General features: G+C 37.8%; 22 protein-coding genes and 2 pseudogenes. 17 read left to right on the forward strand and 7 right to left on the reverse strand.

Annotation, left to right across the window (positions count from 1 at the left end; translation table 11 throughout):
• Both RU93_RS09075 and RU93_RS09080 read left to right on the forward strand, forming a co-directional pair.
• A pseudogene (locus RU93_RS09075) lies at nucleotides 1–794 on the forward strand (IS256 family transposase); the annotation flags it as partial.
• A gap of 434 nt (nucleotides 795–1,228) precedes the next feature.
• Nucleotides 1,229–1,708 (forward strand): annotated as a pseudogene (locus RU93_RS09080) (beta-xylosidase family glycoside hydrolase); the annotation flags it as partial.
• 134 nt (nucleotides 1,709–1,842) lie between these two features.
• Here RU93_RS09080 and RU93_RS09085 read toward each other — a convergent pair.
• Genes RU93_RS09085 through RU93_RS09100 form a run of 4 tightly spaced genes read right to left on the reverse strand, consistent with a single transcriptional unit; the run spans nucleotide 1,843 to nucleotide 4,794 of the window.
• The gene (locus RU93_RS09085) at nucleotides 1,843–2,490 is read right to left on the reverse strand and encodes an ECF transporter S component (protein ID WP_071875309.1); all 648 of its coding nucleotides are present in this window, start codon (nucleotides 2,488–2,490) and stop codon (nucleotides 1,843–1,845) included.
• A 9-nt stretch (nucleotides 2,491–2,499) separates the two neighbouring features.
• Entirely contained in the window at nucleotides 2,500–3,048 is a 549-nt protein-coding gene (gene coaC / locus RU93_RS09090; protein WP_071875310.1) for a phosphopantothenoylcysteine decarboxylase, read from the reverse strand.
• A 1-nt stretch (nucleotide 3,049) separates the two neighbouring features.
• Complete coding sequence (locus tag RU93_RS09095; RefSeq protein ID WP_071875311.1) at nucleotides 3,050–3,808, reverse strand: phosphopantothenate--cysteine ligase; 759 nt, start codon at nucleotides 3,806–3,808, stop codon at nucleotides 3,050–3,052.
• 2 nt (nucleotides 3,809–3,810) lie between these two features.
• Nucleotides 3,811–4,794, reverse strand: coding sequence for an acrylyl-CoA reductase family protein (locus RU93_RS09100; protein ID WP_071875312.1), 984 nt, complete (start codon nucleotides 4,792–4,794; stop codon nucleotides 3,811–3,813).
• A gap of 242 nt (nucleotides 4,795–5,036) precedes the next feature.
• Here RU93_RS09100 and RU93_RS09105 point away from each other — a divergent pair, with 242 nt between their 5' ends.
• The 5 genes from RU93_RS09105 (at nucleotide 5,037) to RU93_RS09125 (ending at nucleotide 10,073) form a co-directional block, all read left to right on the forward strand.
• A complete protein-coding gene (locus RU93_RS09105) occupies nucleotides 5,037–6,122 on the forward strand; it encodes an ABC transporter ATP-binding protein (protein WP_071875313.1) in 1,086 nt (361 codons plus the stop codon).
• A gap of 11 nt (nucleotides 6,123–6,133) precedes the next feature.
• Nucleotides 6,134–6,943 carry an ABC transporter permease gene (locus RU93_RS09110; protein ID WP_071875314.1) on the forward strand — a complete coding sequence of 270 codons (810 nt, stop codon included), beginning with the start codon at nucleotides 6,134–6,136 and terminating at the stop codon, nucleotides 6,941–6,943.
• Nucleotides 6,940–7,779 (forward strand): ABC transporter permease, encoded by an 840-nt coding sequence (locus RU93_RS09115; RefSeq protein WP_071875315.1) that lies wholly within the window; start codon nucleotides 6,940–6,942, stop codon nucleotides 7,777–7,779. The genes RU93_RS09110 and RU93_RS09115 overlap by 4 nt, the downstream gene beginning before the upstream one ends.
• Entirely contained in the window at nucleotides 7,779–8,852 is a 1,074-nt protein-coding gene (locus RU93_RS09120; RefSeq protein WP_071875316.1) for an ABC transporter substrate-binding protein, read from the forward strand. The genes RU93_RS09115 and RU93_RS09120 overlap by 1 nt, the downstream gene beginning before the upstream one ends.
• Before the next feature lie 306 nt (nucleotides 8,853–9,158).
• Entirely contained in the window at nucleotides 9,159–10,073 is a 915-nt protein-coding gene (locus RU93_RS09125; protein WP_071875317.1) for an alpha/beta hydrolase, read from the forward strand.
• Nucleotides 10,074–10,205: 132 nt separating this feature from the next.
• Here RU93_RS09125 and RU93_RS09130 read toward each other — a convergent pair whose 3' ends face one another.
• On the reverse strand, nucleotides 10,206–11,015 hold the full coding sequence (locus RU93_RS09130) for a helix-turn-helix transcriptional regulator (RefSeq protein ID WP_071875318.1): 810 nt from the start codon (nucleotides 11,013–11,015) through the stop codon (nucleotides 10,206–10,208).
• Nucleotides 11,016–11,270: 255 nt separating this feature from the next.
• Here RU93_RS09130 and RU93_RS09135 point away from each other — a divergent pair, with 255 nt between their 5' ends.
• The 9 genes from RU93_RS09135 to RU93_RS09175 all read left to right on the forward strand — a co-directional run bounded on the left by RU93_RS09135 (nucleotide 11,271) and on the right by RU93_RS09175 (nucleotide 22,583).
• A complete protein-coding gene (locus RU93_RS09135; protein ID WP_071875319.1) occupies nucleotides 11,271–12,980 on the forward strand; it encodes a type 2 periplasmic-binding domain-containing protein in 1,710 nt (569 codons plus the stop codon).
• 70 nt (nucleotides 12,981–13,050) lie between these two features.
• Entirely contained in the window at nucleotides 13,051–14,016 is a 966-nt protein-coding gene (locus RU93_RS09140; protein WP_071875320.1) for an ABC transporter permease, read from the forward strand.
• A gap of 10 nt (nucleotides 14,017–14,026) precedes the next feature.
• Nucleotides 14,027–14,911: a carbohydrate ABC transporter permease gene (locus RU93_RS09145; RefSeq protein WP_071875321.1), complete on the forward strand. Its 885-nt coding sequence runs from the start codon at nucleotides 14,027–14,029 to the stop codon at nucleotides 14,909–14,911.
• Between the two features lie 40 nt (nucleotides 14,912–14,951).
• A complete protein-coding gene (locus tag RU93_RS09150; protein ID WP_071875322.1) occupies nucleotides 14,952–15,569 on the forward strand; it encodes a DUF624 domain-containing protein in 618 nt (205 codons plus the stop codon).
• A gap of 3 nt (nucleotides 15,570–15,572) precedes the next feature.
• Nucleotides 15,573–17,723 carry a glycoside hydrolase family 3 C-terminal domain-containing protein gene (locus tag RU93_RS09155; RefSeq protein WP_071875323.1) on the forward strand — a complete coding sequence of 717 codons (2,151 nt, stop codon included), beginning with the start codon at nucleotides 15,573–15,575 and terminating at the stop codon, nucleotides 17,721–17,723.
• Nucleotides 17,724–18,827, forward strand: coding sequence for a family 8 glycosyl hydrolase (locus RU93_RS09160; protein WP_071875324.1), 1,104 nt, complete (start codon nucleotides 17,724–17,726; stop codon nucleotides 18,825–18,827).
• Between the two features lie 18 nt (nucleotides 18,828–18,845).
• Complete coding sequence (locus RU93_RS09165; protein WP_071875325.1) at nucleotides 18,846–20,369, forward strand: glycoside hydrolase family 43 protein; 1,524 nt, start codon at nucleotides 18,846–18,848, stop codon at nucleotides 20,367–20,369.
• Nucleotides 20,370–20,452: 83 nt separating this feature from the next.
• Nucleotides 20,453–22,018, forward strand: a complete 1,566-nt coding sequence (locus RU93_RS09170) for a glycoside hydrolase family 43 protein (RefSeq protein WP_211272583.1) — start codon at nucleotides 20,453–20,455, stop codon at nucleotides 22,016–22,018.
• Nucleotides 22,008–22,583, forward strand: a complete 576-nt coding sequence (locus RU93_RS09175; RefSeq protein WP_071875326.1) for a polysaccharide deacetylase family protein — start codon at nucleotides 22,008–22,010, stop codon at nucleotides 22,581–22,583. The genes RU93_RS09170 and RU93_RS09175 overlap by 11 nt, the downstream gene beginning before the upstream one ends.
• A gap of 31 nt (nucleotides 22,584–22,614) precedes the next feature.
• Here the strand turns inward: RU93_RS09175 and RU93_RS09180 are convergent, their stop codons facing one another.
• Nucleotides 22,615–23,103: a hypothetical protein gene (locus tag RU93_RS09180; protein ID WP_071875327.1), complete on the reverse strand. Its 489-nt coding sequence runs from the start codon at nucleotides 23,101–23,103 to the stop codon at nucleotides 22,615–22,617.
• Nucleotides 23,104–23,212: 109 nt separating this feature from the next.
• Between RU93_RS09180 and RU93_RS09185 the strand changes: the two genes are divergently transcribed.
• The gene (locus tag RU93_RS09185) at nucleotides 23,213–24,706 is read left to right on the forward strand and encodes a GH39 family glycosyl hydrolase (RefSeq protein WP_071875328.1); all 1,494 of its coding nucleotides are present in this window, start codon (nucleotides 23,213–23,215) and stop codon (nucleotides 24,704–24,706) included.
• 174 nt (nucleotides 24,707–24,880) lie between these two features.
• Here RU93_RS09185 and RU93_RS09190 read toward each other — a convergent pair whose 3' ends face one another.
• Nucleotides 24,881–25,864: a LacI family DNA-binding transcriptional regulator gene (locus tag RU93_RS09190; RefSeq protein ID WP_071875329.1), complete on the reverse strand. Its 984-nt coding sequence runs from the start codon at nucleotides 25,862–25,864 to the stop codon at nucleotides 24,881–24,883.
• Nucleotides 25,865–25,871 lie beyond the last annotated feature (7 nt).

Below are 25,871 nucleotides of genomic sequence, written 5' to 3' on the forward strand. Positions count from 1 at the left end.
ATTGTGTGGTAAATCAGTTTCTAAGTCCTTTGTTTCTAGTCTGACTGAACAGTTAGACCCAATGGTCAATGAGTGGCAAAACCGCTCACTATCAGAAACAAACTATCCTTACTTAATGACAGATGTTCTTTATAAAAGTACGAGAAGATAACCGTGTTCTTTCTAAAAGCTGTCATATCGCCATTGGTATAACTAAAGAGGGTGACCGTGAAATCATCGGCTTTATGATTCAAAATGAAGAGAGTGATGATAAATGGTCCAACTTCTTTAATTACTTAAAAGAACGAGGTTTACAAGGAACTGAACTCGTTATTTCTGATGCTCATAAAGGCTTAGTTTCTGCAATTCGTAAATCCTTTACCAACGCAAGTTGGCAGAGATGTCAAGTTCACTTCTTAAGAAATATCTTTACAACGATTCCTAAGAAAAACTCTAAACCTTTTAGAGAAGCTGTAAAAGGAATCTTTAAGTTTACGGATATCAACTTAGCACGAGAGGCTAAAAATCGCCTAGTTGGAGATTATATCGACCAGCCGAAATACACAAAAGCTTGCGAGACCTTGGATAATGGCTTTGAAGATGCCTTTCAATACACTGTCTTGGGTAACTCCCACAATCGATTGAAAAGCACCAACCTTCTTGAGCGACTGAACCAAGAAGTACGTAGAAGAGAAAAGATCATTCGAATCTTTCCCAATCACACTTCAGCTAATCGTTTAATTGGAGCAGTCCTTATGGACCTACAAGACGAATGGCTTAGTTCTACAAGAAAGTATATTAAGTTTGGCAAGTAAGAAACTATGGAAACATTGTATAGTATTTTACACAAGATTATGGACTTGACTAAATCCTCCTAAGCTGTGGTTTGAAGTAATAAATTATATCATACAGAAATTTAATTTAAGAAATACAGGATATTCAAAACGAATTAGAGTATATCAGTTTTTCTGATTAGACACATATTTTAATCTTACTATATGAAAATGATTCAGTTTTACGTAATACTATTTTTTTGGAAAGAGATGTGGATAATGAAACAGTAATATGAAATTGTAGATAAAATGAGCGAGGAATTAATGAGTATTACTAAAAAATTATCCTTGGCAGATCTTACGCTTCCCAAAAGTTTACATGTTCAAAGAGATGGACGTGGAATATTGGGAAAAGCGTCAACGTCCCACTTTATATTACAAAAAGATTATTTGACCTACTATTGAACTAAGTAAATTCATATGATTGTTCAAATGCAACTCGTCTTAGATGGCTTCTATTTTCTTATCAACAAATGGCAGGCTTAACGAACTTTTATAATGATAAACACTGGTCATTTATTTTTGTAACTTGGAATGAGTTGAATGGGCAGGTAATTGAAGTAGCAGAGAATAATAGAGGCATTTACCGTTCTATTTTGAAAGAAGATGCTGTTAAAATTCCTGATAACATAGAATATGTTTGGTTTCGTACAGAGGTTTGTAAGGAAACGTATACTTATCACTATTCTTTTGATGGAGAACATTGGTTTGAGATACCTGTTGAGTTTGATGCAGCAATTCTTTCCGATGATTATGTAGCAGAAACTCATGGTGTTTTTTTCACAGGTGCATTTGTTGGTTTGGCGGCAGTTGATTACGCAGGATATGATACATTCGCAGAGTTTGATTATTTTAATTATCAAGAATTGGAGGAACCAACAGATAACACTAATTAATATCATTAGTTTATATTCATGAAAAATGATCAATATCAAATAATATGTATGGCTTTTAAATTAGTTGAAAAGAGCCCGCAACAGCATTAATCCCCCTCAGAATTTTTTTCTCTGAGGGGGTTCATCATTTCTTTTTAAAGATGTTGTTTTCGTTGTTCCATAAATTTCAGTAACACAATCGAAACCGCAGCCGTTGCGAGTCCGGCAACGATTGCTTCCGGGATTCCTTGGGCAAATACGATGGAGATAATCGCCGCGTATACTGCATCACCAGCTTGTCCGAGAACTTGGGCATATTCTGGTTTGAATAAGAAATAAATCATGTTCATGACAAGAATCGTATTCGTTAAGCCACCCGCCATGCCTGCTAAGAACAAGGCGAAGTATTGGCCACGGCCTTTGAAATAGTTTTGGCTCCAACGATAGACAAAGTAAGGAACGACACCGATTAAGATACGAGGAATAAAAGCCACTAACAAGGCTTTCCAACTTCCTGCGCCATCGGTTCCAAGGGGCGCAATAAAGGGTGAGAAGACAAAAGACATTGGCGTAATAATCATGGTTGAACGAATCATACTAATAAGTCCAAAACAGCCGCCTAAGAAACCGCCAATTTTTGGTCCTAAGACAATAGACGCGATGATGACAGGAATATGAAGTGTTGTCGCGTTAATGGGTCCAATCGGAATGAATCCGAGGAAAGGGACACTGGCAAGTAAAATCATCACACTCAAAAAGAGGGCGGTTAAGACAAGTTGAAAGGTTTTTTCTTTATTTTTCATGGCTACTCCTTATATATTAAAAATTTTTGTGATGGATTGAATGATGGTTTCGACCGTGGCCAATGCTCCTGGGCCATAATCGCCACAAGCTAACAAAGCTTCACGAGGCTGAATTTCTGCATAACCATACTCTTTTAGGGTGGCAAGATTTTTTTGAACAGCAGGATTCAGATACATTTGCGTATTCATCGCGGGTGCAATGAGTTTAGGTACCTGACTTTCTAAGGCGAGCGCCACCGTGGTCAGTAAATCATCGGCCAGACCATTGGCTAACTTCCCAATGATATTCGCACTGGCGGGTGCTACGACAAAGAGATCTGCTTGTTTGGCTAGTTCAATATGATTGATTTTATCGGCTTGTGGTTCAGCCATTACATCGGTATGAACCAGACGTTTTGAGAGTGATTGTAACGTGAGCGGCGTGATGAACGCTTGGCTGCTTTGGGTCATGATGACATCGACGGCATAACCAAGTTTTGTGAGCTCATTGGTCAAATCGGCTGCTTTGTAGGCAGAAATACTACCGGAAATCCCGAGTAAGATTGTTTTTTGCGTCACGTTAATCAGCTCTCCTATCTAGTAAGGTATCGGTAATCAGTTTTGCAATATCGGCTTTTGTTTGGGCGCCTCCGATAAGAGTCCCTTCTTTATCAATTAAATAGCCTGTATGGGAGCCGACATGGATCGAAGTTAGATCGTTTGCTAACACGTAATCCCCATGATTTTTTGCCATGCTTTCTTGTGCGACTTCAAAAAGCGTTTCTTGGGTTACATTGACGAGTAACTTAAAACTTACGAGAATCGTATTTGGCTGAATTTCTTTGATCTTTTTAATGACTTTCGGCGTTTTTTTGAGTACTAAAAATAAATAATCGGTATCTGAGGAAATTTTTGTCGCCGTTTCTTGTGCTGTCGTCTGTTCAATTAAGCTAGCAACGTCTTCTTTGGTGAAAGGCGCTGAGTGTTTCGTTAATTCCTGATTGATCTTTTCCGTAAATGCTTCAAGGGAAAAACTGTTGGCCGGTGTAAAATCACTGACAGCCATACTGTGAATGACGGCATCGTATGGTTTTTGTTGCAATAACCAAGTTAATGTTTCGTCAAGTTCTTTTGTATCTTGAATAAAGTGGAGTGCTAATCCGTCTTGATTGACTGGTCGTAGTGCGGTGGATGTTGTGAGATAATCCACTTGATAACCGTGAGCTAAAAAGGCTTCGGCTATTAGAGAACCTAATTTCCCGGTAGAATGATTGGTAATCGAACGGACTTGATCAATTTTTTCAGCAGTTCCGCCCGCTGTAATTAATATTTGCTTCATCTTTACACATCCAATTTTACAATTGTCCGACCTTCATGTTCTCCTGCAAGGAGCGCCTCAATTGTTTCATCTAAATCGCTTAATAAAACTTCTCTGATTTTCATTTGGTTAAGCAGCTCGTGGTGGGCGGCTAAAAAATCCCAAACGGTCTGACGCACCGCTTGATCAACCGCTACGGAGTCAATTCCAATGACTTGGATACCGCGTAAGATAAACGGTAAGACCGTTGTTTCAAACGTGATTCCACCAGCATTGCCACAAAGGTAGGCACTGCCATTATAAACGAGTTGCGGTAATAATGCTGATAAAAGCTCTCCGCCGACCGTATCAATAATCGCGGTAATTGTTTGACGAGCCAGTGGTTTAATCGTAGACTGAATGATTTCAGACGGTGCGACGATTTCAGTGGCACCTAAAGCGGTTAACCATTCGGCTTTTTTACGCGTCACAGCCACAATATTTTGATACCCTAGTTTGTGTAATAAGTGAATCGAGAGACTACCTACACCACCCGATGCGCCAGTCACATAAATCGCCGCTTCTTTAGGATATTTTTTTTCTTCTAAGGCTAAAACGGCCAATGCAGCGGTAAAACCAGCCGTCCCAAACATCATAGCGCGTTTGGCATCTAAGGCTTCAGGAATTTTAATGAGCCATTTGGTAGGAACTTGTTGGTATTGGCTGTAGCCACCAGGTGCGCTGACGCCTAGACCATAACCGGTCACTAAGACATGCTCGCCGACTGGGAAGGCTTCGTCTGCTGATTGTACGATTTCTCCTGCTAAATCAATTCCGGGTACCATCGGGTATTGGCGAATGACCCCACCGTTTTTAGATGCAGCAAGCGCATCTTTGTAATTAATATCTGAATACGCTACTCGAATTTCAACAAACCCGTCTTGTAAAGGTTGTCTTTCTTTTTTGATTAATCCACGTGAAAAAACGTGTGCCTCTTGGTTGACTTCAAAAGCGATAAAACCGGACATGAATCCCACTCCTTTAGAATAAATTTGATTAGAAATTAGAGATATCATACCATATAATTAGGCTTTTGCGAAAATTAGACAAAAAAAGCAAATAAACTTGTAATTTGATATGAAAAACACTATTCTTAACAAGTATGTTCTGGTCTGAAATCAAATAAACGAGCAGTTCGAAAGACTAACAGTGATATAGGAAAAAACGGATATAAAAGAGCATATAATCAACCAATTGGGGAGGAAGAAAAATGGGAAAACCAATCATTTCATTCACAGATGTGGTGAAACGATACGATGACGAAACGATACTTAAAGGTGTTAGTTTTGAGATAGAAGAAGGAAAGTTTTATACGTTGCTCGGGCCTTCGGGCTGTGGCAAGACAACCATATTACGGATAATTGCGGGGTTTTCCGAGGCAAGTGAGGGCGATGTTTATTTTGAAGGCAAACGCATCAATGATGTGCCTGCGAATCAACGCCAAGTAAATACAGTCTTCCAAGATTATGCACTCTTTCCTCATATGAATGTCTTTGAAAATGTGGCTTTTGGTTTGAAAATCAAGAAGTTACCGAAAAATCAAATCAAAGAAAAAGTCGAAGAAGCGTTACGCCTCGTTCGTTTAGCGGGGTATGAAAACCGTGAAATTAGTGAAATGTCCGGTGGTCAACGCCAACGTGTGGCGATTGCGCGGGCAATTGTCAATGAACCAAAAGTCTTGTTACTCGATGAGCCACTTTCGGCGCTCGATTTAAAATTGCGCACAGATATGCAATATGAATTACGTGAATTGCAACAACGACTCGGTATTACCTTTATTTTCGTGACACACGATCAAGAAGAGGCACTGGCGATGAGTGATGAAATTTTCGTTTTAAATCAAGGTGAAATCGTTCAAAGTGGAACGCCAGTTGATATTTATGATGAACCAATCAATAACTTCGTTGCTGATTTTATTGGCGAAAGTAATATTATTAAAGCGACCATGATTGATGATTATTTAATTGAAATTGTCGGCAAGCAATTTGAGTGTGTCGATGGTGGGATGCGTAAGAATGAACCCGTTGAAATTGTCATTCGTCCGGAAGATTTATCGTTGACGACGGTTGAAAAAGGCAAGTTGGTCGCACGAGTCGATACGCAGTTATTCCGTGGGGTGCATTATGAGATTATTTGTTACGATGCAGAAGGTAATGAATGGATGGTTCACTCGACCCGTAAAGCACAAGAAGGTAGCGAAGTCGGTCTCTTCTTTGAACCAGAAGATATCCACGTGATGCGTTTTAACGAATCTGAAGAAGACTTTGATGCACGTCTTGAAAGTTACGAAGAGTAGGGGGGACGAACATGACAAAAGTTAGACGTATTTACGCCGTGCCTTATGTGTTGTGGCTTCTATTGTTTGTATTAGCACCCGTTCTATTGATTGTGTATCAATCGTTTTTTGATATGAGTGGCACGTTTACTCTTGCGAATTACCAAGATTATTTTAGTTCAGGAAAATACTTAACGATGACGTTAAATTCAATTTGGTACGCCTTTTTGATTACCTTTATCACGTTTATCATTAGCTATCCAACGGCTTATTATTTAACAAAATTAAAACACAAAGATTTGTGGTTACTCCTGATTATTTTACCAACTTGGATTAACTTACTACTGAAAGCCTATGCCTTTATTGGGATTTTTGGGATTAACGGCAGCATGAATGGTTTCTTATCTTTCTTTGGTATTGGTGCCAAACAAATCTTATTTACCGATGTGAGTTTCCTAACGGTTGCGACGTACATCGAGTTACCGTTTATGATTATTCCCATTTATAATGCGTTAGAAGAACTCAATCCTTCCTTAATTAGCGCGAGTAAAGACTTAGGGGCCAATCAATTTGAGACCTTCCGTCGTGTCATTTTCCCGCTTTCGTTAAATGGGGTGAAAAGTGGCGTGCAAGCGGTCTTTATTCCATCGCTTTCACTCTTTATGTTAACGCGTTTAATTGGTGGAAATCGGGTTATTACGTTAGGAACCGCTATTGAGCAACATTTCCTCGTGACCCAAAACTGGGGAATGGGGTCAACCATCGGTGTGATTTTGATTATCGCGATGTTTGTCGTGATGTCATTAACCGGTGAAAGAGCGAAAGGAGGACAAAACAAATGAGTAAGAAAATTTGGCCTCGCTTTTATTTAACCCTCGTATTTATTTTACTGTATACACCGATTTTTTATTTGATTTTCTATTCGTTCAATGCCGGTGGAACAATGAATGAATTCACGGGCTTTACATGGGAACATTATACGGCGGTGTTTGAGGATACCCGTTTACTGATTATTGTGTTAGAAACCTTTATGCTCGCGTTTCTCTCCGCTTTAATCGCGACCATTATTGGAACGTTTGGTGCGATGGGAATTTACTATACGCGAAAACGACGCTTACGCAATACGTTAATGAGTTTAAATAACATTTTACTGGTTTCTCCCGATGTGATTATTGGGGCAAGTTTCTTGATTTTCTTTACAACTATCGGCGGCTTGTTAAGAAACTTTAGCCTCGGTTTTTATACCGTGCTCTTTTCTCACGTTGCGTTTAGTATTCCGATCGTCGTCTTAATGGTCTTACCAAAGTTAAAAGAGATGAACGATTCGATGGTCGATGCTGCGTTAGACCTTGGCGCGAATTATCTCCAAGTCATCCAACGCATTATTTTACCGTTTTTATCACCAGGGATTATTGCCGGTTATTTCATGGCCTTTACGTACTCTCTTGATGATTTTGCCGTGACGTTTTTTGTGACAGGAAACGGTTTTAGTACCTTATCCGTTGAGATTTACTCACGTGCGAGACAAGGAATTAGTTTAGAAATTAACGCCTTAAGTACACTAGTGTTCTTATTCTCCATGATTTTAGTTGTCGGTTATTATTTAATTAGTAAAGAAAATGTACCGAAAAAATTAAAACGTGGTCGACAAGCAACGAGAGGAGTGTCTTCCATATAATGAAAAAATTACAATCACTCATTATAGGCATTCTCTTAATTATTTTGGTGGCGTTCTTAGGTGTAAAACAACTCGAAAGAAGCACTGGCATGGCTGGCGCACAAGTTGTGAATATTTATAACTGGGGCGATTATATCGATCCAGAATTACTGAAAGATTTCGAAAAAGAATTTGGCTATAAAGTGAATTACGAGACCTTTGACTCCAACGAAGGCATGTTCACAAAATTGTCGCAAGGTGGCACGTCGTATGATATTACGATTCCAAGTGAGTACATGATTGAAAAGATGATTGAAGAAAAACTCGTTCAACCGCTTGATTATAGCCGTTTAGAAGGCATGGAAAATATTGACCCGCGCTTTTTAGATATGAGTTTTGATCCAGGAAATCACTATTCCGTCCCTTATTTCTGGGGAACGCTCGGGATTGTTTATAACGACAAGTTCATCGAAGAAGACGCGATGCGTAAATGGTCGGACCTTTGGGATCCATCGCTTGAAAATAGCGTCATGATGATTGACGGTGCGCGAGAAGTCATTGGAATTGGATTAAACACACTCGGATACTCCTTAAATAGTACCGATGACGCAGAGCTCAATGAAGCCGTGACACTTTTGCGCGATTTAATGCCAAACGTCAAAGCGCTTGTCGCTGATGAAATCAAAATGTACATGATCAACGAAGAAACCCCTGTTGCGATCACGTTTTCTGGAGAAGCGGCGGATATGATGTATGAAAATGAACACATTCATTACGTCATTCCAGAAGAAGGATCGAACTTGTGGTTTGATAACATCGTGATTCCTCATAACGCGAAAAACGTGCAAGGTGCCTATGATTTTATCAACTTCATGTTACGTCCTGAAGTCGCTGCGCAAAATGCCGAATACATCGGCTACTCAACACCTAATCAAGCAGCGATGGCTCTTTTACCACCCGAAATTACTGAAGACGAACAATTTTATCCAAACGACGAACTCATCGCCCGCTTGGAAGTCTATGAAAACTTAGGACCTGAATACATTAGTATCTACAATGATTTATTCCTTGAGTTGAAAATGTACCGTCAGTAGGAAGAATAAAATATTGCTTTATATAAATCAAATAGTCAGCGAAAACACTTGATGTTTTTGTTGGCTGTTTGGTTTTTCTAGTAGGAAAAATAGAAAAATAAACGTTATTAATTGCTAAGCTATTTATTTTAAAAGCGCCAAAAGAAGATTGATTCTGTGTGAAGTCATGATAACATCAAAATCAAGACAGCTAGGAAAGCTCACTTTTAGTAGGTAAAGCGTTGATAGGAAAACCAGTAGGATTGACAGTAGAGCATGATTCCGCTATGATAATTTGAAAACGCTATCGAAGCTAGGAGGATTACCATGTGTGCGCAACAAATTTACGATGATGAGAGTATGCCTAAATCACAGGCAACAACTACGGGTATGAAAATCATTAAAGGTGATTACTCGAATATTCTTGCAAGACAAGAAATAGAAGATATCATTTATACAAAGAAAAACAATAAAGATTTAAGAATTCGAATGGTCTATCCACAGTCAAATCAAGCTGTTACCAAATGGCCAATGGTCGTTCATGTACAAGGATCCGCGTGGTTTCAACAAAATTTAAGTGAACACCTATTGGATTTCAAAAAAATTGTGACCTCAGGATTTATTTTGGCAGTTGTTGAATATTTGCCATTACCTGAAGCTATTTTTCCGAGTCAAATTGAAGATTTAAAAACTGCCGTGCACTTTCTTTCAAAAAATAGTCAAAAGTATCACATTGATTTAAATAACATTTTTCTTTCAGGAGATTCGAGTGGTGGCCATACAGCATTGATGAGTTGGGCCACTTGGAACCAGCCTTTTTTTGAGCAGTCTTCAGAAAAATTGCCTCCGATTCGTGGATGCATTAATCATTACGGTGTAGTCGATTTAAGAACCACGCCTAACGGTGCCTCGGCTTTTGATCATGCGTCCATTAACAGTGTCGAGGCGCAATTTCTTGGCGGTAAGCGTCCCCTTGATTTCCCCGAGTTGGCCGAACAATCAGCGGTCGTCTCTTATATCAATCAAGAATGGGAATATGCCCCTTTATTAATTCTTCATGGGAATAAAGATCGTGTCGTCCCTTTTGAACAGAGTATTCAATTGTTTGAAGCGTGCAAAAAACATGATTTAGAAGCTCAATTTTATTGTGTGGATGAGGCAGATCATGGAGGACCACTTTTTTATAGTGAAGCGGTAATTGATACAATTATCGACTTTTTAAAGTGTCATATAATAGAATAATAAAAATCACTTAAAATAACAGATTATTACTATAGGTTGCGTTGGAAATAAATGCAGCCTATTTTGTGATGCCAAAAAATAATTATATTCTCGTCCTATTAAAGTCATACTATTTCTTATTTATCGTATCTATTAATTTCCGTACCAGATGATTTTCGATGGCACAAACGAAATGTCTCGTGTAATACGATATTCTTTGGGAGTCATTTTAATAAATGCTTGGAAGTTTCGATTAAATGTTCGGACGTTTTGAAAACCAACCTCTGTAGCAATACTCGTAATCGATAAAGAAGAATTTAATAATAAATAACAAGCATGATTCACGCGATGATGATTAAGTAATTTTGGAAAAGTCGTTCCTAAATATTTTGCAATAAACTTAGAAATATAAATATTACTATATCCTAATGATTGACTAAGATTATCCAACGTAATATTTTCTTTGAAGTTCATTTCGATATAAATTAGAAGTTGGGCAAGTAATCCTTCAGTTCCTTTATCTGGAACTAAACGAGTCTCTTGGTCAAAGTGATGGATAATCAAGTATAGAGCTGCTTTTCTAAAAAATAAGGAATCCGTATCAAATAGAGGAAAATATAATTGTTCGATTAAGGCTGCATCTAACGTGATGACGGGAAAATCAAATGAGCATTTTTCTGTTTTCGAATAGAAGTCACTCACATACTCCGGTGAGAAAATTAAAATATCTAGTTCTGAATAGTCAGGCGTTTGAATCCAGTGTAATTGGTATGGCAGAACTAATAAAAGATCATTTTTTTTGAGTGTATACATCGTATCATTTACAGTAATCTGGACCTCTCCTGCTCGACAAATCAATAGTTCGAAACTGCGATGTAAATGCTCATCATATGTTAGTGACTCTGGATGATATTGTTCAAAAGAGAGTCGTTCTCCGAAATGATAATCTTCTAATTTAATCATTTTTTCACCTCTGAAATATATTATTGTCTACAACTATATAGTTAGTGTCTTGTTTTTGCAAGCGCTTTAGTTATAAAATGTAATCACAAATCGAATACAGCTATACGCAACAAAGAGTATTGTTACGGGTATGTTGCATTAAAATTAGGAGTCAAAGGGGATGGAAATATTGCTATAGTCATATTATTAGCTGGAACACGCTAGGAAAACGTTCTAAGAATTGGTAAAAACTATTTTAGAAATGGAGAGAAAAAAATGAAAAAACTTTTAAAATCTGTACTCGTTTCTGCTGCTATGTTAACTGTCTTTGCCGGATGTTCTTCTGGAGGAGGGAGTGCCTCTAGTGAAAATGGCGGGCAACAGAAAGAAGAAGATGGTATTAAAGTTTATTCGGGATTTTTTGCTGTACCAGGTGAAGAAGTCCCCGATTCATCCAGATTATATCAAGCGTTAGCAAAAGAATCAGGTGCAAAAGTTAAAGTTACATGGCTAACAGGGCAAACAGCAAAAGAACGGATTGGCGTAATGATTTCAGGAGGAGATTATCCTGATTTAGTGGATGCTTCCGATGGTCGCTCCGCAATGATTGATGCAGGTGCGTATATTCCTTTAGAGGATTATATTTTAGAAACCGATGACTATCCGAATTTGAGAGCGCTTTATTCAGATGTTGATTGGGAAAAAATTAAATCGGCTAATGATGGCCACGTTTATACCATTCCACAATTTAGTTCAACTAAAGGAGAGGATATGGATCCAAATTACGGCGGAGAAGCTTTTTGGATTCAAAAACGCGTGTTAGAGTGGGCTGATTGGCCAGTTCTAACGACAGTTGAAGAGTATTTTGATTTGATTGGCGCATACTTAGAAGCAAATCCAGAAACGGATGGACAAAAGAATATTGGGTTTGAAACATTGTCGGATGACTGGCGGTATTTTGCTTTAGAAAATCCACCGCAATTCTTAGCAGGCTATCCGAATGATGGTGCAGCGATTGTCGATCCAGATACGTTGGAGGCAAAAGTATACGATTTAATTCCAGAAGCTGAAGAATATTTCCAAATCCTAAGTGAGCAATATGACAAAGGCGTGATTGATCCTGAAACATTTACATTAAAATATGATCAATATATCGCTAAATTATCATCTGGTCGTGTATTAGGAATGATCGATCAAGGATGGAATTTCAACACTGCAAGAGATTCATTAATTGCACAAGAGAAATATGATTTGACATATGTTCCATGGGGCCTTGTATTAGATAGTGGAGTGACACCGCAATATCGTGAGGTTAATACATTAAATACCAATGGTGGTGTTGGGATTACAACAAGTGCGAAAGACGTTGAAGGTATTTTATCTTTCCTTGACTATTTAGTGAGTGAAGAAGGAACAATTCTTCATAACTGGGGTGAACTAGGAGTCGACTACGAAATTGATGACTCAGGAAAATTCTATCGAACAGAAGAACAACGTGCAACTTGGAAAGACCAAGATTATTATAAAGCGAATAGAACACCGTATAGTTATTTACCAAACTTCAAAGGAATGTTACCAGACGGCATTAACGCTGTAAATCCAAGTCAGCAACCGGAAGAATATCTTGCTACTTTAGAGGACTATGATAAAGAAGTGTTAGCAGCTTACGGACACGAAAAGTGGACAGACTTTGTTGCCGCACAAGATCCATTAACACCATGGTTCCCAATTTATACAGAACGCTCCAATTGGACAGCTAAGGATGAAGCTGGAATTGCTAGCCAAAATATGCAAGAAGTTAAGATGCAATGGTTACCAAAAGTTATTAGTGGTGGTGCAGAGAACTTCGCAGAAAATTGGAAAGCGTATACAAGTGATTATGAAAAACGTATCAACTATAAGGCTTATGAAGAAGCGTTAACAACCGAAGTCAAAAGACGTGTAGAAAACGATAAAGAAATCCGTGAACGATTAGGCGCAGAATAATAATTCATTTGCTTCTTGTAGGGGAGTTCTCCTCTACAAGAAGTAAAATAGATAGGGGTGGATATTCGATATGGAAGCAAAGCAAGACAAAATAGAGAGTACGGGTTTAAAAGTGAAAGCCAATAGAAAAAATTTTAGTAAACGATTATGGAAACAACGAGAATTAATTTTATTATCGATACCTTTTGTCATCTATATTCTAGTTTTTAACTACGCACCTTTAGCAGGTTGGATAATAGCTTTTCAAAACTATCGACCAGGATTTAGTTTTTTTGAACAAGAGTGGGTCGGATTAGCCAATTTTCGATTACTATTTGCGGATCCTGCTTTTCTGAGAGTCATTCGAAATACCTTAGCTATGGGGATTATCAACCTATCGTTAGGCTTCTTTTTTTCTATCGGGTTTGCGGTCTTACTTAATGAGGTACGCAGTAGACACGTAAAAAAAGTCGTACAAACCGTTTCCTATTTACCACATTTTCTCTCTTGGATTATTGTAACAGGGATTGTCTTAGATGTATTATCACCAGAAACTGGCATTATTAATCAGCTACTAATGAGTTTTAACTTAATTGATCGTCCGATTAACTTTCTCTCTGATCCGAAATATTTTTGGTGGATTGTTGGATTCTCAAATGTTTGGAAAAGTACTGGATGGGGAAGTATTATTTATCTTTCTGCCATGGCTGCGATTAACGATGAATTATACGAAGCTGCTGAAATGGATGGGGCGAATCGATTACGAAAAATTTGGCATATTACGCTACCAGGAATTAAACCAACCATTTTTATTTTATTGTTAATCAATATTGGTGGTGTTTTAAATGCTGGATTTGAAGTTCAGTATCTATTAGGTAATGGTTTAGTACAAGAAGTTTCCCAGACAATTGATATTTTTGTATTAAAATATGGAATTAGTTTAAATAACTATTCTTTTGCTACTGCAGCAGGGATTTTTAACAGTTTTGTTTCGATTATTTTAATTACGTCAGGGAATAAATTCGCTAAGCTTGCTGGTGAAGAAAGTCTATTTTAGGAGTGAGAAAATGAAAAACAAAGACGCTATATCAGATAAAGTGTTTGATATTTTCAAATGGACATTTTTAATACTATTTTTTGTTGCAACGCTATATCCAATTTTAAACACACTAGCAGTCTCATTTAACGACGGCTTAGATTCATTAAAAGGCGGCATCCACTTAATACCAAGGAAGTTCACCTTAGATAACTATTCTAGTGTTTTATCAAAAGAATCCTTAAGACAAGGTGCGTTTATTACCGTTTCCCGTACGGTAATTGGTACGATCAGTCAATTATATGTAACGGCTTTGTTAGCTTATGTATTGAGTCGGAAAGAATTTATTTTTAAAACACCCGTTACTTTGTTATTTATCTTTACGATGTATTTAAATCCAGGTCTAATTCCGGGATATCTTTGGATGAGAAGACTTGGTTTTATTAATACTTTTTGGGTTTACGTTATCCCGGGGATGTTAAGTGCGTTTAACATGTTAGTGATTCGGACTTACATGAATGGCCTGCCAGATAGTTTAAGTGAATCTGCTCAAATTGATGGAGCAGGATATTTTAAAATCTTTTATAAAATTATTTTACCATTATGTAAACCAGTGCTTGCAACAGTTGCATTGTTTATCGCAGTAGGGCACTGGAATTCTTGGTTTGATGCGATGTTATATAACGGATTTAATGAACGGTTGACGACGTTACAATATGAACTGATGAAATTACTTTCATCTGTAACGAACCAAGGTGCAAGTGTAGAAGATATGAAAAACTCCGGTGGGATGGTGACCCCTACATCGATTCGAGCAGCAACGACAATCGTTACGGCCTTACCGATCGTTTGTTTATATCCATTCTTACAAAAATACTTCATTTCTGGTTTAACGATTGGTGGAGTGAAAGAATAAAGAAAATCAAAATTTAACTGATAGAAAGAGGTTGTCAAAATTGTTTCATTCAAAAGGTGGTCAAGAATTAATCCAAAAGATGAATAAGCTCGCCAATTACTTAATTATCAGTTTATTGTGGAGTGTTTGTTCACTACCTATCATTACGATAGGAGCAGCAACCAGTGCGATGTATCTTACCCTTCATAAGTGCGTAGAAGGCGAAAAGGATTATATTTTGCAGACATATTTTCAGGCATTTAAAAATACATTTGTTTACAGTACGATTATATGGACTAGTTATTTAGTGGTTTTATTTATCTTTATGATCAATCAAGGACTACTAGAAACGGGATTAGCCCATTCACCAATGAATCAATTTTCTCAAATCTTTCTAATGATTATTTGTATCTGTGCTTTACCTTTTCTCATCACTACCGTTGGCTATGTAAGCCGATTTACTGATGGATTCAGACAAGCGATTTCGCATAGTTTTATTTTTAGTATTATCCATATCAAATCGATGATGACAATTTTGTTTATCTTATTATGTACGATTGCTTTAATATGGTTAGTTCCATTGTTAACGGTTATTTTACCTGCTTTTAGTATGTATAAGATCTATCAAAAACTTGAAATAATATACACCCAATATATTCCGGATGGTCTCGGAGAATAGTAAATGAAAGAAGGCGGTAATGACGTGATATCACATGAAATGGCTCGTGAAAAGGCAATTGAAATTGTTAACAACATGACTTTAGAAGAAAAAATCGATCAAATTAATTTTAGGTCACCGGAAATTGAACGATTAAATATTAGTGACTATAATTATTGGAATGAAGGATTACATGGAGTAGCGCGAGCAGGCGTTGCAACTGTCTTCCCACAAGCGATTGGACTAGCTGCGATGTTTGATGAAGCGTTGATGGAACAAGTAGCTAGTGTTATCGCAACTGAAGGAAGAGCAAAATACAATCAATACCATAAAGAAAGTGATAATGATATTTATAAAGGACTGACATATTGGTCGCCAAATATTAATATTTTTAGAGATCCTCGTTGGGGCAGAGGGCAGGAAACCTATGGAGAAGATCCCTTCTTAACTGCACGTTTAGGTGTAGCTTTTATTAAAGGACTTCAAGGGTCAGGTCCCTATTTGAAACTGGCTGCATGTGCGAAACATTTTGCGGTCCATAGTGGTCCGGAAGCGGATCGTCATTCGTTTGATGCAAAAGTGGACAAAAAAGATCTTTATGAAACGTATTTGCCTGCTTTTGAATCGGCAGTGAAAGAGGCTGATGTGGAATCATTCATGGGAGCCTATAATGCCGTAAATGGTGTTCCTTGTTGTGTTGATCCATTTCTTATTCAAGATGTTTTACGAGGAGAATGGGGATTTAAAGGTCATGTCGTATCCGATTTTGGTGCGCTAGAAGATGTTGATCAAAATCACCGTTATACAAACTCGCCAGAAGAGACGATGGCGCTAGCAATGAAAATCGGTTGTAATCTATGTGCAGGGAATATTTCACATCATCTTAGAGCTGCTTTAGAACAAGGGCTTGTCACAGAAGAAGAGATTACCTCTTCTGTTATCGAACTCTATACTACCCGAGTAAGATTAGGGATGTTTGATGAGGCGAACGAATTTAATGCTATTCCTTATGAAGTGAATGATTGTGAAGAGCACCGAGAATTTTCCTTAGATATCGCAAAAAAATCAATGGTATTGCTAAAAAATGATCATTTCTTACCATTAGAAAAAGAGAAAATTTCTAGTATTGCTGTAATTGGTCCGAATGCGTATAGTATCGAAGCGTTGCAAGGAAACTATTTTGGAACGGCTTCTAGAAATTATACCTTTTTAGAAGGTATTCAAAATGAAGTTCAAGAGAGTGCCCGCGTATATTATGCGTTAGGTTCTCATCTATTTAGCGAGCACGCAGAATCGTCATTATCAAGAAAAAACGAGCGAGAATCTGAGGCGGTGATTGCAGCTAAACATGCGGATCTTTCGATTCTATGTCTAGGTTTAGATCCAACAATCGAAGGAGAGCAAGGTGACTCAGGAAATGTATATGGTTCCGGTGATAAAGAAACGCTCTTCTTACCGAGTGTCCAAGAAAGACTTTTACGAAAAATTTTGGATATAGGGAAACCGGTAGTTGTTTTGATTTCTGCTGGATCCGCAATAAGTTTGAATGGATTAGAGAATCATCCGCAATTAAAAGCGATTCTTCACACCTGGTATCCAGGAAGTCAAGGAGGAACTGCTGTGGCTGATATTCTTTTTGGCAAGACGAGTCCAAGCGGCAAATTACCCGTAACGTTTTACCATAATACGGATCACTTACCTGACTTTAGTGATTATTCAATGAAAAAACGAACCTATCGTTACTTAGAAGAAGAGGCCTTATATCCGTTTGGCTACGGATTAACCTATTCGAATGTTAAATTAGCAAACTTAGAGGTTGAAGAAGAAAATCAGCAAATGATTGTTTCTTGTCAAATTCATAATAACGGTCACTATCCAATTGAAGAAGTCATTCAAGTCTATGCAAAAACGAATTCACCTTATGAAGTATTAAACGAAAAATTAGTTGGGTTTGAAAGAGTAGCATTAAACGCAGATGAAACAAAGAGCGTTCAAATTTCGATTCCAATGAAACAACTCGAGATTGTAACGAATGATGGAGAGAAAAAATTAGATGGTGATCACGTCATAATGAAAGTAAATATTGTCTCACCTAGTGAAAAAGGTGAAGCGTTGACAGGTGTACAGACTTTAAATAAAAAAGTGAATTTTAAATACGTGCAAAAGGAGTTCTAAATGAAAAGATATACAAACCTATTTTTAGAATATGGTTATCCAGAAGCAGAAATTGAGGCAAGAGTTCAAGAAATCTGGTACAACCTTTTTGAAAGTTCAGAAAAAATATACTTTGAAGAGGGCCCGGATATGGGTTACGTTGTGGATACTGGGAATAACGATGTACGAACAGAAGGCATGTCGTATGCAATGTTATTAGCAGTTCAATATAACCGTCAAGATGTCTTTGATCGCTTATGGAAATGGACGATGGAGAAGATGTATTTAGACGAAGGAATACACGCTCATTATTTCGCTTGGTCTGTTAGTCCTGAAGGAAATAAAAATGCGTATGGGCCTGCACCAGATGGTGAAGAGTTTTTTGCAATGGCTCTATTCTTTGCGGGTAATCTTTGGGGTGAAGGGGAAGGACTATATGCATATCATAAACATGCACGAGAATTACTCAGCTATTGTCTTCACAAAGGAAGTCGATTTGAGGGACATTCGATGTGGAATCTTGAAAACAAGTTAATCAAATTTGTGCCAGAAGTAGAGTTCTCCGACCCTTCCTACCATGTTCCGCATTTCTACGAACAATTTTCGCTTTATGCCAATGAAGAGGATCAATTATTTTGGAAAGAAGCGGCACAAGCAAGTCGTGAATATTTAAAAAAAGCGATCCATGAGGAAACCGGATTGAACCCAGAATATGCGAATTATGATGGTACGCCACAATATAATAGTGAGCATTATCACTTCTACAGCGATGCTTATCGTACAGCATTAAACATTGCAGTCGACACAGAATGGTATGGTGGAGATCCTGTTTTGCTCCAGCGTTTAGAAAAATTACAAACCTTTTTTGCAGTGATTGCAAAAGGCAAAGAAAATGTTATTTATACGATTGATGGTGAAAGTACCGGGGAAGAAATTTTACACCCTGTAGGCTTACTAGCTACGAATGCTGCAGCATCATTAGCAATCAAAGATCGTCCTTATGCCCGTTACTTTGTTGAACAGTTTTGGGAGACGCCATTACGAAAAGGTGAGCGTCGTTATTACGATAACTTTTTATATGCTTTTGCATTTTTAGCTTTGAGCGGTAACTACCGTATGTATTAAATAGTAAGGAGGAATAAAATGACAACCTTTAAAAATCCTGTGTTAGAAGGATTTTCACCGGATCCATCCGTTTGTAGCGTAGGAGACGATTATTATTTAGTAACGTCGAGTTTTGCCTATTTTCCAGGAGTTCCAATTTATCATAGTAAAGATTTGGTGAATTGGAAACAAATTGGGAATATTTTAGAACGCGAAGAACAATTAAATTTATTAGGTGCCGATCATTCTGGAGGAATTTTTGCACCAACGATTCGCTATCATGAAGGAACTTTTTATATGATTACGACCAACGTAACGCATGGCGGTAATTTTGTTGTGACAGCAAAAAATCCAGCTGGTCCGTGGTCGAACCCGTATTACATTGAAGGCGCTCCAGGAATCGATCCTAGTTTATTTTTTGATGACGATGGCAGGTGTTATTATTCGGGAACAAGACCAAACCCTACAGGCGTCACTTATAATGGCGATTGGGAAGTATGGTTACAAGAATTTGATGTAGACGCGATGGCACTCATAGGTGTGAGTACGAAAATATGGAAAGGCTCCATGATTAATACGGAGTGGCCTGAAGCACCACACATTTATAAAAGAAATGGCTTTTACTATGTCATGATTGCGGAAGGTGGGACGAGTGTCAATCACTCGGTTACGATTGCTAGGAGTGAAAAAATCGATGGTCCCTATATTGGATTTAAAAATAATCCAATCTTAACTCATCGTCATTTAGGACATAAATTTCCTGTAAGGTACGTTGGACATGGCGATTTAGTTGAGACGCCTGATAGTAAGTGGTATATGACTTGTTTGGCGAGTCGGAACTTTGAGGGATATAGTAATCTTGGACGGGAAACGTTCTTAGCTGAAGTGGTTTGGGAAGAGGATTGGCCAGTAGTGAATCCTGGAATTGGTCGCTTATTAGAAGAACAAGCACACGGATTACCATTGGTCCCTGTTGAACAACCAACGAAATTTCATTTTAACGAAATGCATCCAGACTTTTTATTTATTCGTAATCCTCAAACTGAGAGTTATGATTTTCAGGCACGGCCTGACTGGCTTCGCATGAAACCGACACCAGTCAAAGTCACTGAAGTTGCTTCACCCACATACATTGGCCTTCGCCAACAATCAATGTCATATGAGTTAGCCGCTCATCTCGATGTTCAAACGAGTGAGAATAGTGAAGCCGGTCTGGTAATCGTACAAAGTGATAAATATTCTATTCGTCTTGTGGCAACGCCAAAAGAGAATGGATTAGAAGTAAAGATGATTACGCACATTAATGGACTTGATACGATTGTCGGAACACAATCGATTCAAGAAAAAGAAATAACGTTGGCTTTGATTGGAGAAGGACAATTACTTAAGGGGATTATCCGTATCGGAGAGCAAGAATTACTCGTAGCCGAGAAAATCGATTCTCATTATTTAAGTACCGAAGTAGCAGGTGGATTCGTGGGCTGTACTTTAGGTGTCTACTGTACTTCAGACGATCAAAATCCAGGATATTTAGATGTTGAGTGGTTAGAATTAATAAAATAATATGATCCAATAAGGATGAGACGTGAGATCGTTTCATCCTTATTCTAAGTCTTGAAAAAATGAATGGTGTAAGGTGGAATACAATGAATGAAATATTGAAAGTAAATTATCCGTTAATCCCGTTAGATTTTCCAGATCCAGATATCATTCGTGTAGGTGATGTCTATTATATGGCTTCAACAACAATGCATTTTTTTCCTGGATGTGAAATTTTACAATCGTTTGATTTAGTCAATTGGGAACATCTCACATATGTATACGAAAGGTTAGATGAAACCACACAACAACAACTACTAAATCATGAAAATATTTATGGACAAGGTATGTGGGCACCAAGTTTTCGTTACCATAAAGGCATATTTTATCTCGTATTTGCGGCAAATGATACGCAAAAAACGTATTTATTTCGAACGCATTCACTGCAAGAATCGTGGGATTTTACTTATATCGAGGGATTCTATCATGATTGCTCTTTATTATTCGATGACGATCGTGCTTTTCTGGTCTATGGTAATGGAACGATTCATTTATTAGAGTTAACGCCAGATCTTCGTCGTCCCAAAGAAAATGGTTTTCAGCGTATCCTTCTTTCAGGTGAAACCAATCCTTATTTAAACTATGAAGGCAGCCATATGTATAAAATTAATGGCTATTATTATTTATTTTTAGTCCATTCGCTAGCCGATCGATGGTTTCGCACACAAGCTTGTTTTATGTCCGATAGTTTGCAAGGAGAATTTAAAGGGGGAGATGTCTTTCAAGATGATCATGGCTATTGTCATCAAGGAATTGCTCAAGGAGGGATTGTTGAAGGATTAGGGGATGACTGGTACGCTGTATTGTTTCAGGATTATGGCGCAGTAGGCCGATTACCGGTGTTAGTCCCAGTTAGTTGGGAAAATCATTTTCCTGTCTTTGGTAAAAATGGAAAAATCCCAGACAACTTCTCTATCCCTAAAAAATCACTTGGAAAAAAAGATCATTCTCTGGTTGGATCCGATCAATTTGACCGTTTATATTCTTCTAAAAGTGGCTTTGATTCGAAGTGGTCTTTTAATCATCAACCTCAACTAGAACTCATCACGATTGAACCCGAGGAGCAAAGTTATGTATTAAAAACAGATCGAATTGCATCTAATATACTTGAAGCCGTGAATACATTGACTCAAAGAATGACTTATCCCGCATGTATTGGAGAAGTAACAGTCGATGTATCGGATATTCTAGATGGAGATGTGGTGGGCATCAGTGCATTTCAAGGTGCCTATGGTTTTGTGGGTGTTACAAAGGATACTGGAAATTATTATGTCATCATGCAGGCAAAGACGAATGATAAAACGAACTCAACACAAAGATGGAATAATCAGGACGTTATGGAATATGAACGAGTACACGTTTTTCAGTCTAAACTAAAACTGAGAATTGAAGTCGATTTTGAAAACATGCGTGACGTGGCAGATTTCTACTATTACGAATACGAAGAGAAAACATGGCGGAAAATAGGCATAACGCATTCCTTATTTTTCGGTCTCGATCATTTTACGGGCTGTCGATTTGGTCTGTTTTATTTCAGTACAAAAGAAAGTGGCGGGCAAGCGAGGTTTAGCCAGTTTCATTACATTACAGGAGAGAAAATGAATGGGGCATAATATCGCAATAACATTTGATGATGGTCCAAATAACTATACGAATACTATTTTGGATATCTTAAAGGAGAAAAAAATCACAGCGACCTTTTTTGTAATTGGTCAACAAATTGAAGGAAATGAAGCAATCATAAGTCGGATGGTTGAAGAGGGACATGCCGTAGAAAATCATAGTTTGACGCACGCGGATTTCAATCAATTAACGTTAGAAGAGGCACAAGAAGAAATAAAAATCGCCGATCGATTACTTTATCCTTATTTAGGGCGAGAGACAACTTATTTTAGGCCACCTTTTGGGAATTTACCGGAAATGTTTTTTTCCTCTATCAAGAAAGATATTGTCTTTTGGGATGTCGATTCAAAGGATTGGTCCTCCATTAAAGCGGCGGAGATTTATAAAGAAGTCGTTCAAAATCTAAAACCCGATTCGGTTATTTTATTGCATAGTTTTGAAGAAACAGTCACTATTTTACCAGAAATTCTAGATTATATTCAAAACAACTCATTTTGTCCCCGTCTCTTATCTGAAGTGAATTCTAAAGCAATTATCCTTGAGAAAAATCTTTAACAAATTGATCTCAAAGATAACTGCAATCCATTTAGCGCTTGATGGGTAGAGTGAGTGTTGTATAGTTTTTGGAAGAAGGTGTACCATTCTTGATTTCAGAGAAGCCTTTATTCAACCAAAACTCTTTCATTGATAATTGTGAGGGTAAGAGTTGAAGTTGAATATTTTTGATGCGAATATTGGCCTTGATGACAAGAAAAATATCAGAAAATAGTTGCTCTATAATAGCTTCTTCTAAACTTAAAAAAAGTGAAATAGTGGCAGTATTTCTCTCAGGATAATGAAAGTATAAATTGGCAATTGCCACAGGAACAATTGAATGACCTGAAATAATAAAAAATTTTTTATTATTTGGAAGTGTACTATTTGGTTGGGATGTTATTTCTTCATTAATTATTGAAATAACATCCTGAGATTCATTTCTAAATCGTTTTTCAAAGATGGGTGATTGATAGAAGGCTTCAATTCTTGCTAAGTCACTCGCCTGAGAGAGGTTTGCTGTTTTATATTCATAGATCATTTTTGTATCCTCAACTTTTTTCATTAATGACTAAAGTATAAGGATAGACACGAATAAAAGCAAGAAAGTAAACAATCGTAGGTTTGAATAAAAAAGGAGTGAAATAAGAATGATTCGATTTGAGCATGGGAAATACGATTTTAATAATAACGTCGATTTTTGTGTAGGGACTGGTCGGATGGGATTAGCGCTACAACAGAATTACTTAGAGCAATTAGCACTGGTACAAAAAGAAATTGGATTCCAATATATTCGTGGACACGGCTTATTTTCAGATGATATGAGCATCTATCATGAATATGAGAATGAGGATGGGGAGATAAGGATTGAATACAATTTTACTTATCTTGACTTAGTGATGGATGCTTACTTGCAACGAAACATTCGCCCCTTTATTGAATTAGGCTTTATGCCAAATGCTTTGTCATCGGGTGAGCAGACCATTTTTTATTGGAAAGGGAATACGACACCTCCAAAAGATTACGAGAAATGGCAACAATTAATCCAAGCGACCTTACGTCACTTGATTGACCGGTACGGATTAGAAGAAGTGATTACTTGGCCGATTGAAGTATGGAATGAACCTAATTTAGCCGGCTTTTGGGAAAATGCAGATCGAGAAGAATATTTTAAATTATTCAAAATGAGTTTTCTCGCAATTAAAGAAATTGATCGACGGTTTCAAGTAGGTGGTCCTGCCATTTGTGGTGTGGACGACGTTTCGTGGTTACAAGATTTCTTAGAATTTTGTCAAAAAGAAGCACTCGCGATTGATACCGTTACGCGTCACCTGTATACCATTGACAATCCTGAAAAACAAGGCCGATATAGTTACGTGACTTTGCGTGATCCAGTCGAGTGTGTTGATGAGTTGAAGACTTCCAGAGAAATAATTGATTCTTTTAATGAGTTTAAGCATCTGCCTATGCATATTACAGAATTTAACACCTCTTATTCACCGGATAGTCCAATTCATGATACGAATCAAAACGCTGCGTATATCGCGGGCTTATTAGCGCAGCTGGGCGAAACAAGTGCATCGTATTCGTATTGGACCTTTGGGGATGTTTTTGAAGAATTTGGCGTGCCATTTACCCCTTTTCATGGTGGTTTTGGATTAGTGGCGAATGGAAATATTCCTAAACCAACTTTTTGGACATTTGTATTTTTTAAAAAATTAAAAGGAGCATGTGTATACAAAGGAGAAGATGCCATTTTTGTAGAAACAAAAGACGGTGGTTTTAGAGGGGTTATTTGGAATACGAGTGAGCAAGTATTGAAAAAGTCAATTTTGCTACCCGAAAGAAATCAATCATTCTTTTTTATGGAAAAAAGAGTAGATCAAGAAGTTTGTAATCCGCTAAGAGTATGGCATGAGATGGGGGAACCGAGTAGTTTGACAACGGATCAAAAAGAACTATTAAGAAGTGCCGCAAGCCCACTCATCTTGACAAAAGAACTATCGATTGAGCAAACGAGTATTGAACTACCGGTATTACCTCACGGCGTTACTTATGTCGAATGTTATCCCATTAAACGAAAAAGCGATCGGGGATTTAATTATCAAAAAATAAACGAAGTACACATAATACACGAGCGCTAAAGAGATTGACTTGAATCTAGTTACGTTACTAATTCGTATTTGGAAAGATGGAATTTACTTTGAGTTGTGCTACTTTACGGATGATTAAAGTGAATTTATCCATAGATTTTCAAAATACACGACATAATAAAATCCCCCCTCGCAAAATCGAGCATTTTGTGAGGGGGGATTTTATTATGTCGTTTGTCCTTGCAACAAGCGGACAGGAAGACGATAAGCAGCGTCTAGTTCCTTATCAGGAAAAGTGATTCGCTGGATAAGGAGTTCGACGAGGAGTTCGGCCAGTTCATCGATTGGCTGAATAATCGTTGTGAGGTGCGGGAAATAATTTTGGATAAACCGAGTGCCATCGTAACCAATGAGTTTTAAGTCTTGTGGGATTGCGATGTTTAAGTCACGACATTGATTCATCACGAGTAAAGCCGTTAAATCATCGGTACAAAAGAGGCTATCGATTTTTTCTTCCATTAAAATACGCTTAATTTTATTATTTTTTAACGCCAGCGAATGTTCAAAGGAGTCAAAGCGAAAGACGTGTTCCGAGAGTTTCTTTTCACGAATAAAATCGAGATAGCCACTGAGACGATCATTGGTAGGCGAATTCGACGCATTACTACCGGTGATAATCCCAATGCGTTGTCCGCCTTGTGCAAAGAGATTTTCCGTTGCGGTGTAGCCGCCTTGGTAATTATCGCTGCCGACAATCGGGATGCTGTCTGCCAACGCTCGGTCAAACGAGACGATAGGCAAGGTTAATTCCTCATATTCTTTGATCCCTAGGTTATGGGCTCCAGCAATAATCCCGTCCACTTTGTTGGCTGCGAGCATGTTGAGATAATTTCGTTCTTTTTCTTTATTATTGGCACTGTCGCATAGAATGGATTTGTATCCTCGTTCAAAAAATTTCGTTTCGAGTTTTTCGACGAGTTCGCCAAAAAATGGATTGGCGACAGTCGGGAAAATCAAGCCAATTAATTGCGTGTTTTTCCCTTGAAGGGAGCGGGCAAACGAATTGGGTTGATAGTTTAATTCCTTCATGGCTAGGTGCACTTTATCAATCGTTTTTTGGCTTAGCGAACCGTAATTATTGATGACACGAGAAACAGTAGTGGGTGAGACGCCGGCTTTTTTTGCGACATCTGTCAGTTTAATCGTCATGGGTAAG

This window comes from Enterococcus aquimarinus (genome assembly GCF_001885765.1).
GTDB lineage: Bacteria > Bacillota > Bacilli > Lactobacillales > Enterococcaceae > Enterococcus_I > Enterococcus_I aquimarinus.

What these genes read in the sequence shown, in the direction of transcription:
- RU93_RS09170 (WP_211272583.1), top strand. Translation starts at nt 20,453, where the DNA reads ATGAATGAAATATTGAAAGTAAATTATCCGTTAATCCCGTTAGATTTT.
- RU93_RS09165 (WP_071875325.1), top strand. Translation starts at nt 18,846, where the DNA reads ATGACAACCTTTAAAAATCCTGTGTTAGAAGGATTTTCACCGGATCCA.
- RU93_RS09190 (WP_071875329.1), bottom strand. Translation starts at nt 25,864, where the DNA reads ATGACGATTAAACTGACAGATGTCGCAAAAAAAGCCGGCGTCTCACCC.
- RU93_RS09180 (WP_071875327.1), bottom strand. Translation starts at nt 23,103, where the DNA reads ATGATCTATGAATATAAAACAGCAAACCTCTCTCAGGCGAGTGACTTA.
- RU93_RS09155 (WP_071875323.1), top strand. Translation starts at nt 15,573, where the DNA reads ATGAAAGAAGGCGGTAATGACGTGATATCACATGAAATGGCTCGTGAA.
- RU93_RS09105 (WP_071875313.1), top strand. Translation starts at nt 5,037, where the DNA reads ATGGGAAAACCAATCATTTCATTCACAGATGTGGTGAAACGATACGAT.
- RU93_RS09115 (WP_071875315.1), top strand. Translation starts at nt 6,940, where the DNA reads ATGAGTAAGAAAATTTGGCCTCGCTTTTATTTAACCCTCGTATTTATT.
- RU93_RS09160 (WP_071875324.1), top strand. Translation starts at nt 17,724, where the DNA reads ATGAAAAGATATACAAACCTATTTTTAGAATATGGTTATCCAGAAGCA.
- RU93_RS09100 (WP_071875312.1), bottom strand. Translation starts at nt 4,794, where the DNA reads ATGTCCGGTTTTATCGCTTTTGAAGTCAACCAAGAGGCACACGTTTTT.
- RU93_RS09140 (WP_071875320.1), top strand. Translation starts at nt 13,051, where the DNA reads ATGGAAGCAAAGCAAGACAAAATAGAGAGTACGGGTTTAAAAGTGAAA.
- RU93_RS09130 (WP_071875318.1), bottom strand. Translation starts at nt 11,015, where the DNA reads ATGATTAAATTAGAAGATTATCATTTCGGAGAACGACTCTCTTTTGAA.
- RU93_RS09135 (WP_071875319.1), top strand. Translation starts at nt 11,271, where the DNA reads ATGAAAAAACTTTTAAAATCTGTACTCGTTTCTGCTGCTATGTTAACT.
- RU93_RS09125 (WP_071875317.1), top strand. Translation starts at nt 9,159, where the DNA reads ATGTGTGCGCAACAAATTTACGATGATGAGAGTATGCCTAAATCACAG.
- RU93_RS09120 (WP_071875316.1), top strand. Translation starts at nt 7,779, where the DNA reads ATGAAAAAATTACAATCACTCATTATAGGCATTCTCTTAATTATTTTG.
- RU93_RS09185 (WP_071875328.1), top strand. Translation starts at nt 23,213, where the DNA reads ATGATTCGATTTGAGCATGGGAAATACGATTTTAATAATAACGTCGAT.
- RU93_RS09175 (WP_071875326.1), top strand. Translation starts at nt 22,008, where the DNA reads ATGGGGCATAATATCGCAATAACATTTGATGATGGTCCAAATAACTAT.
- RU93_RS09145 (WP_071875321.1), top strand. Translation starts at nt 14,027, where the DNA reads ATGAAAAACAAAGACGCTATATCAGATAAAGTGTTTGATATTTTCAAA.
- RU93_RS09110 (WP_071875314.1), top strand. Translation starts at nt 6,134, where the DNA reads ATGACAAAAGTTAGACGTATTTACGCCGTGCCTTATGTGTTGTGGCTT.
- RU93_RS09085 (WP_071875309.1), bottom strand. Translation starts at nt 2,490, where the DNA reads ATGAAAAATAAAGAAAAAACCTTTCAACTTGTCTTAACCGCCCTCTTT.
- RU93_RS09095 (WP_071875311.1), bottom strand. Translation starts at nt 3,808, where the DNA reads ATGAAGCAAATATTAATTACAGCGGGCGGAACTGCTGAAAAAATTGAT.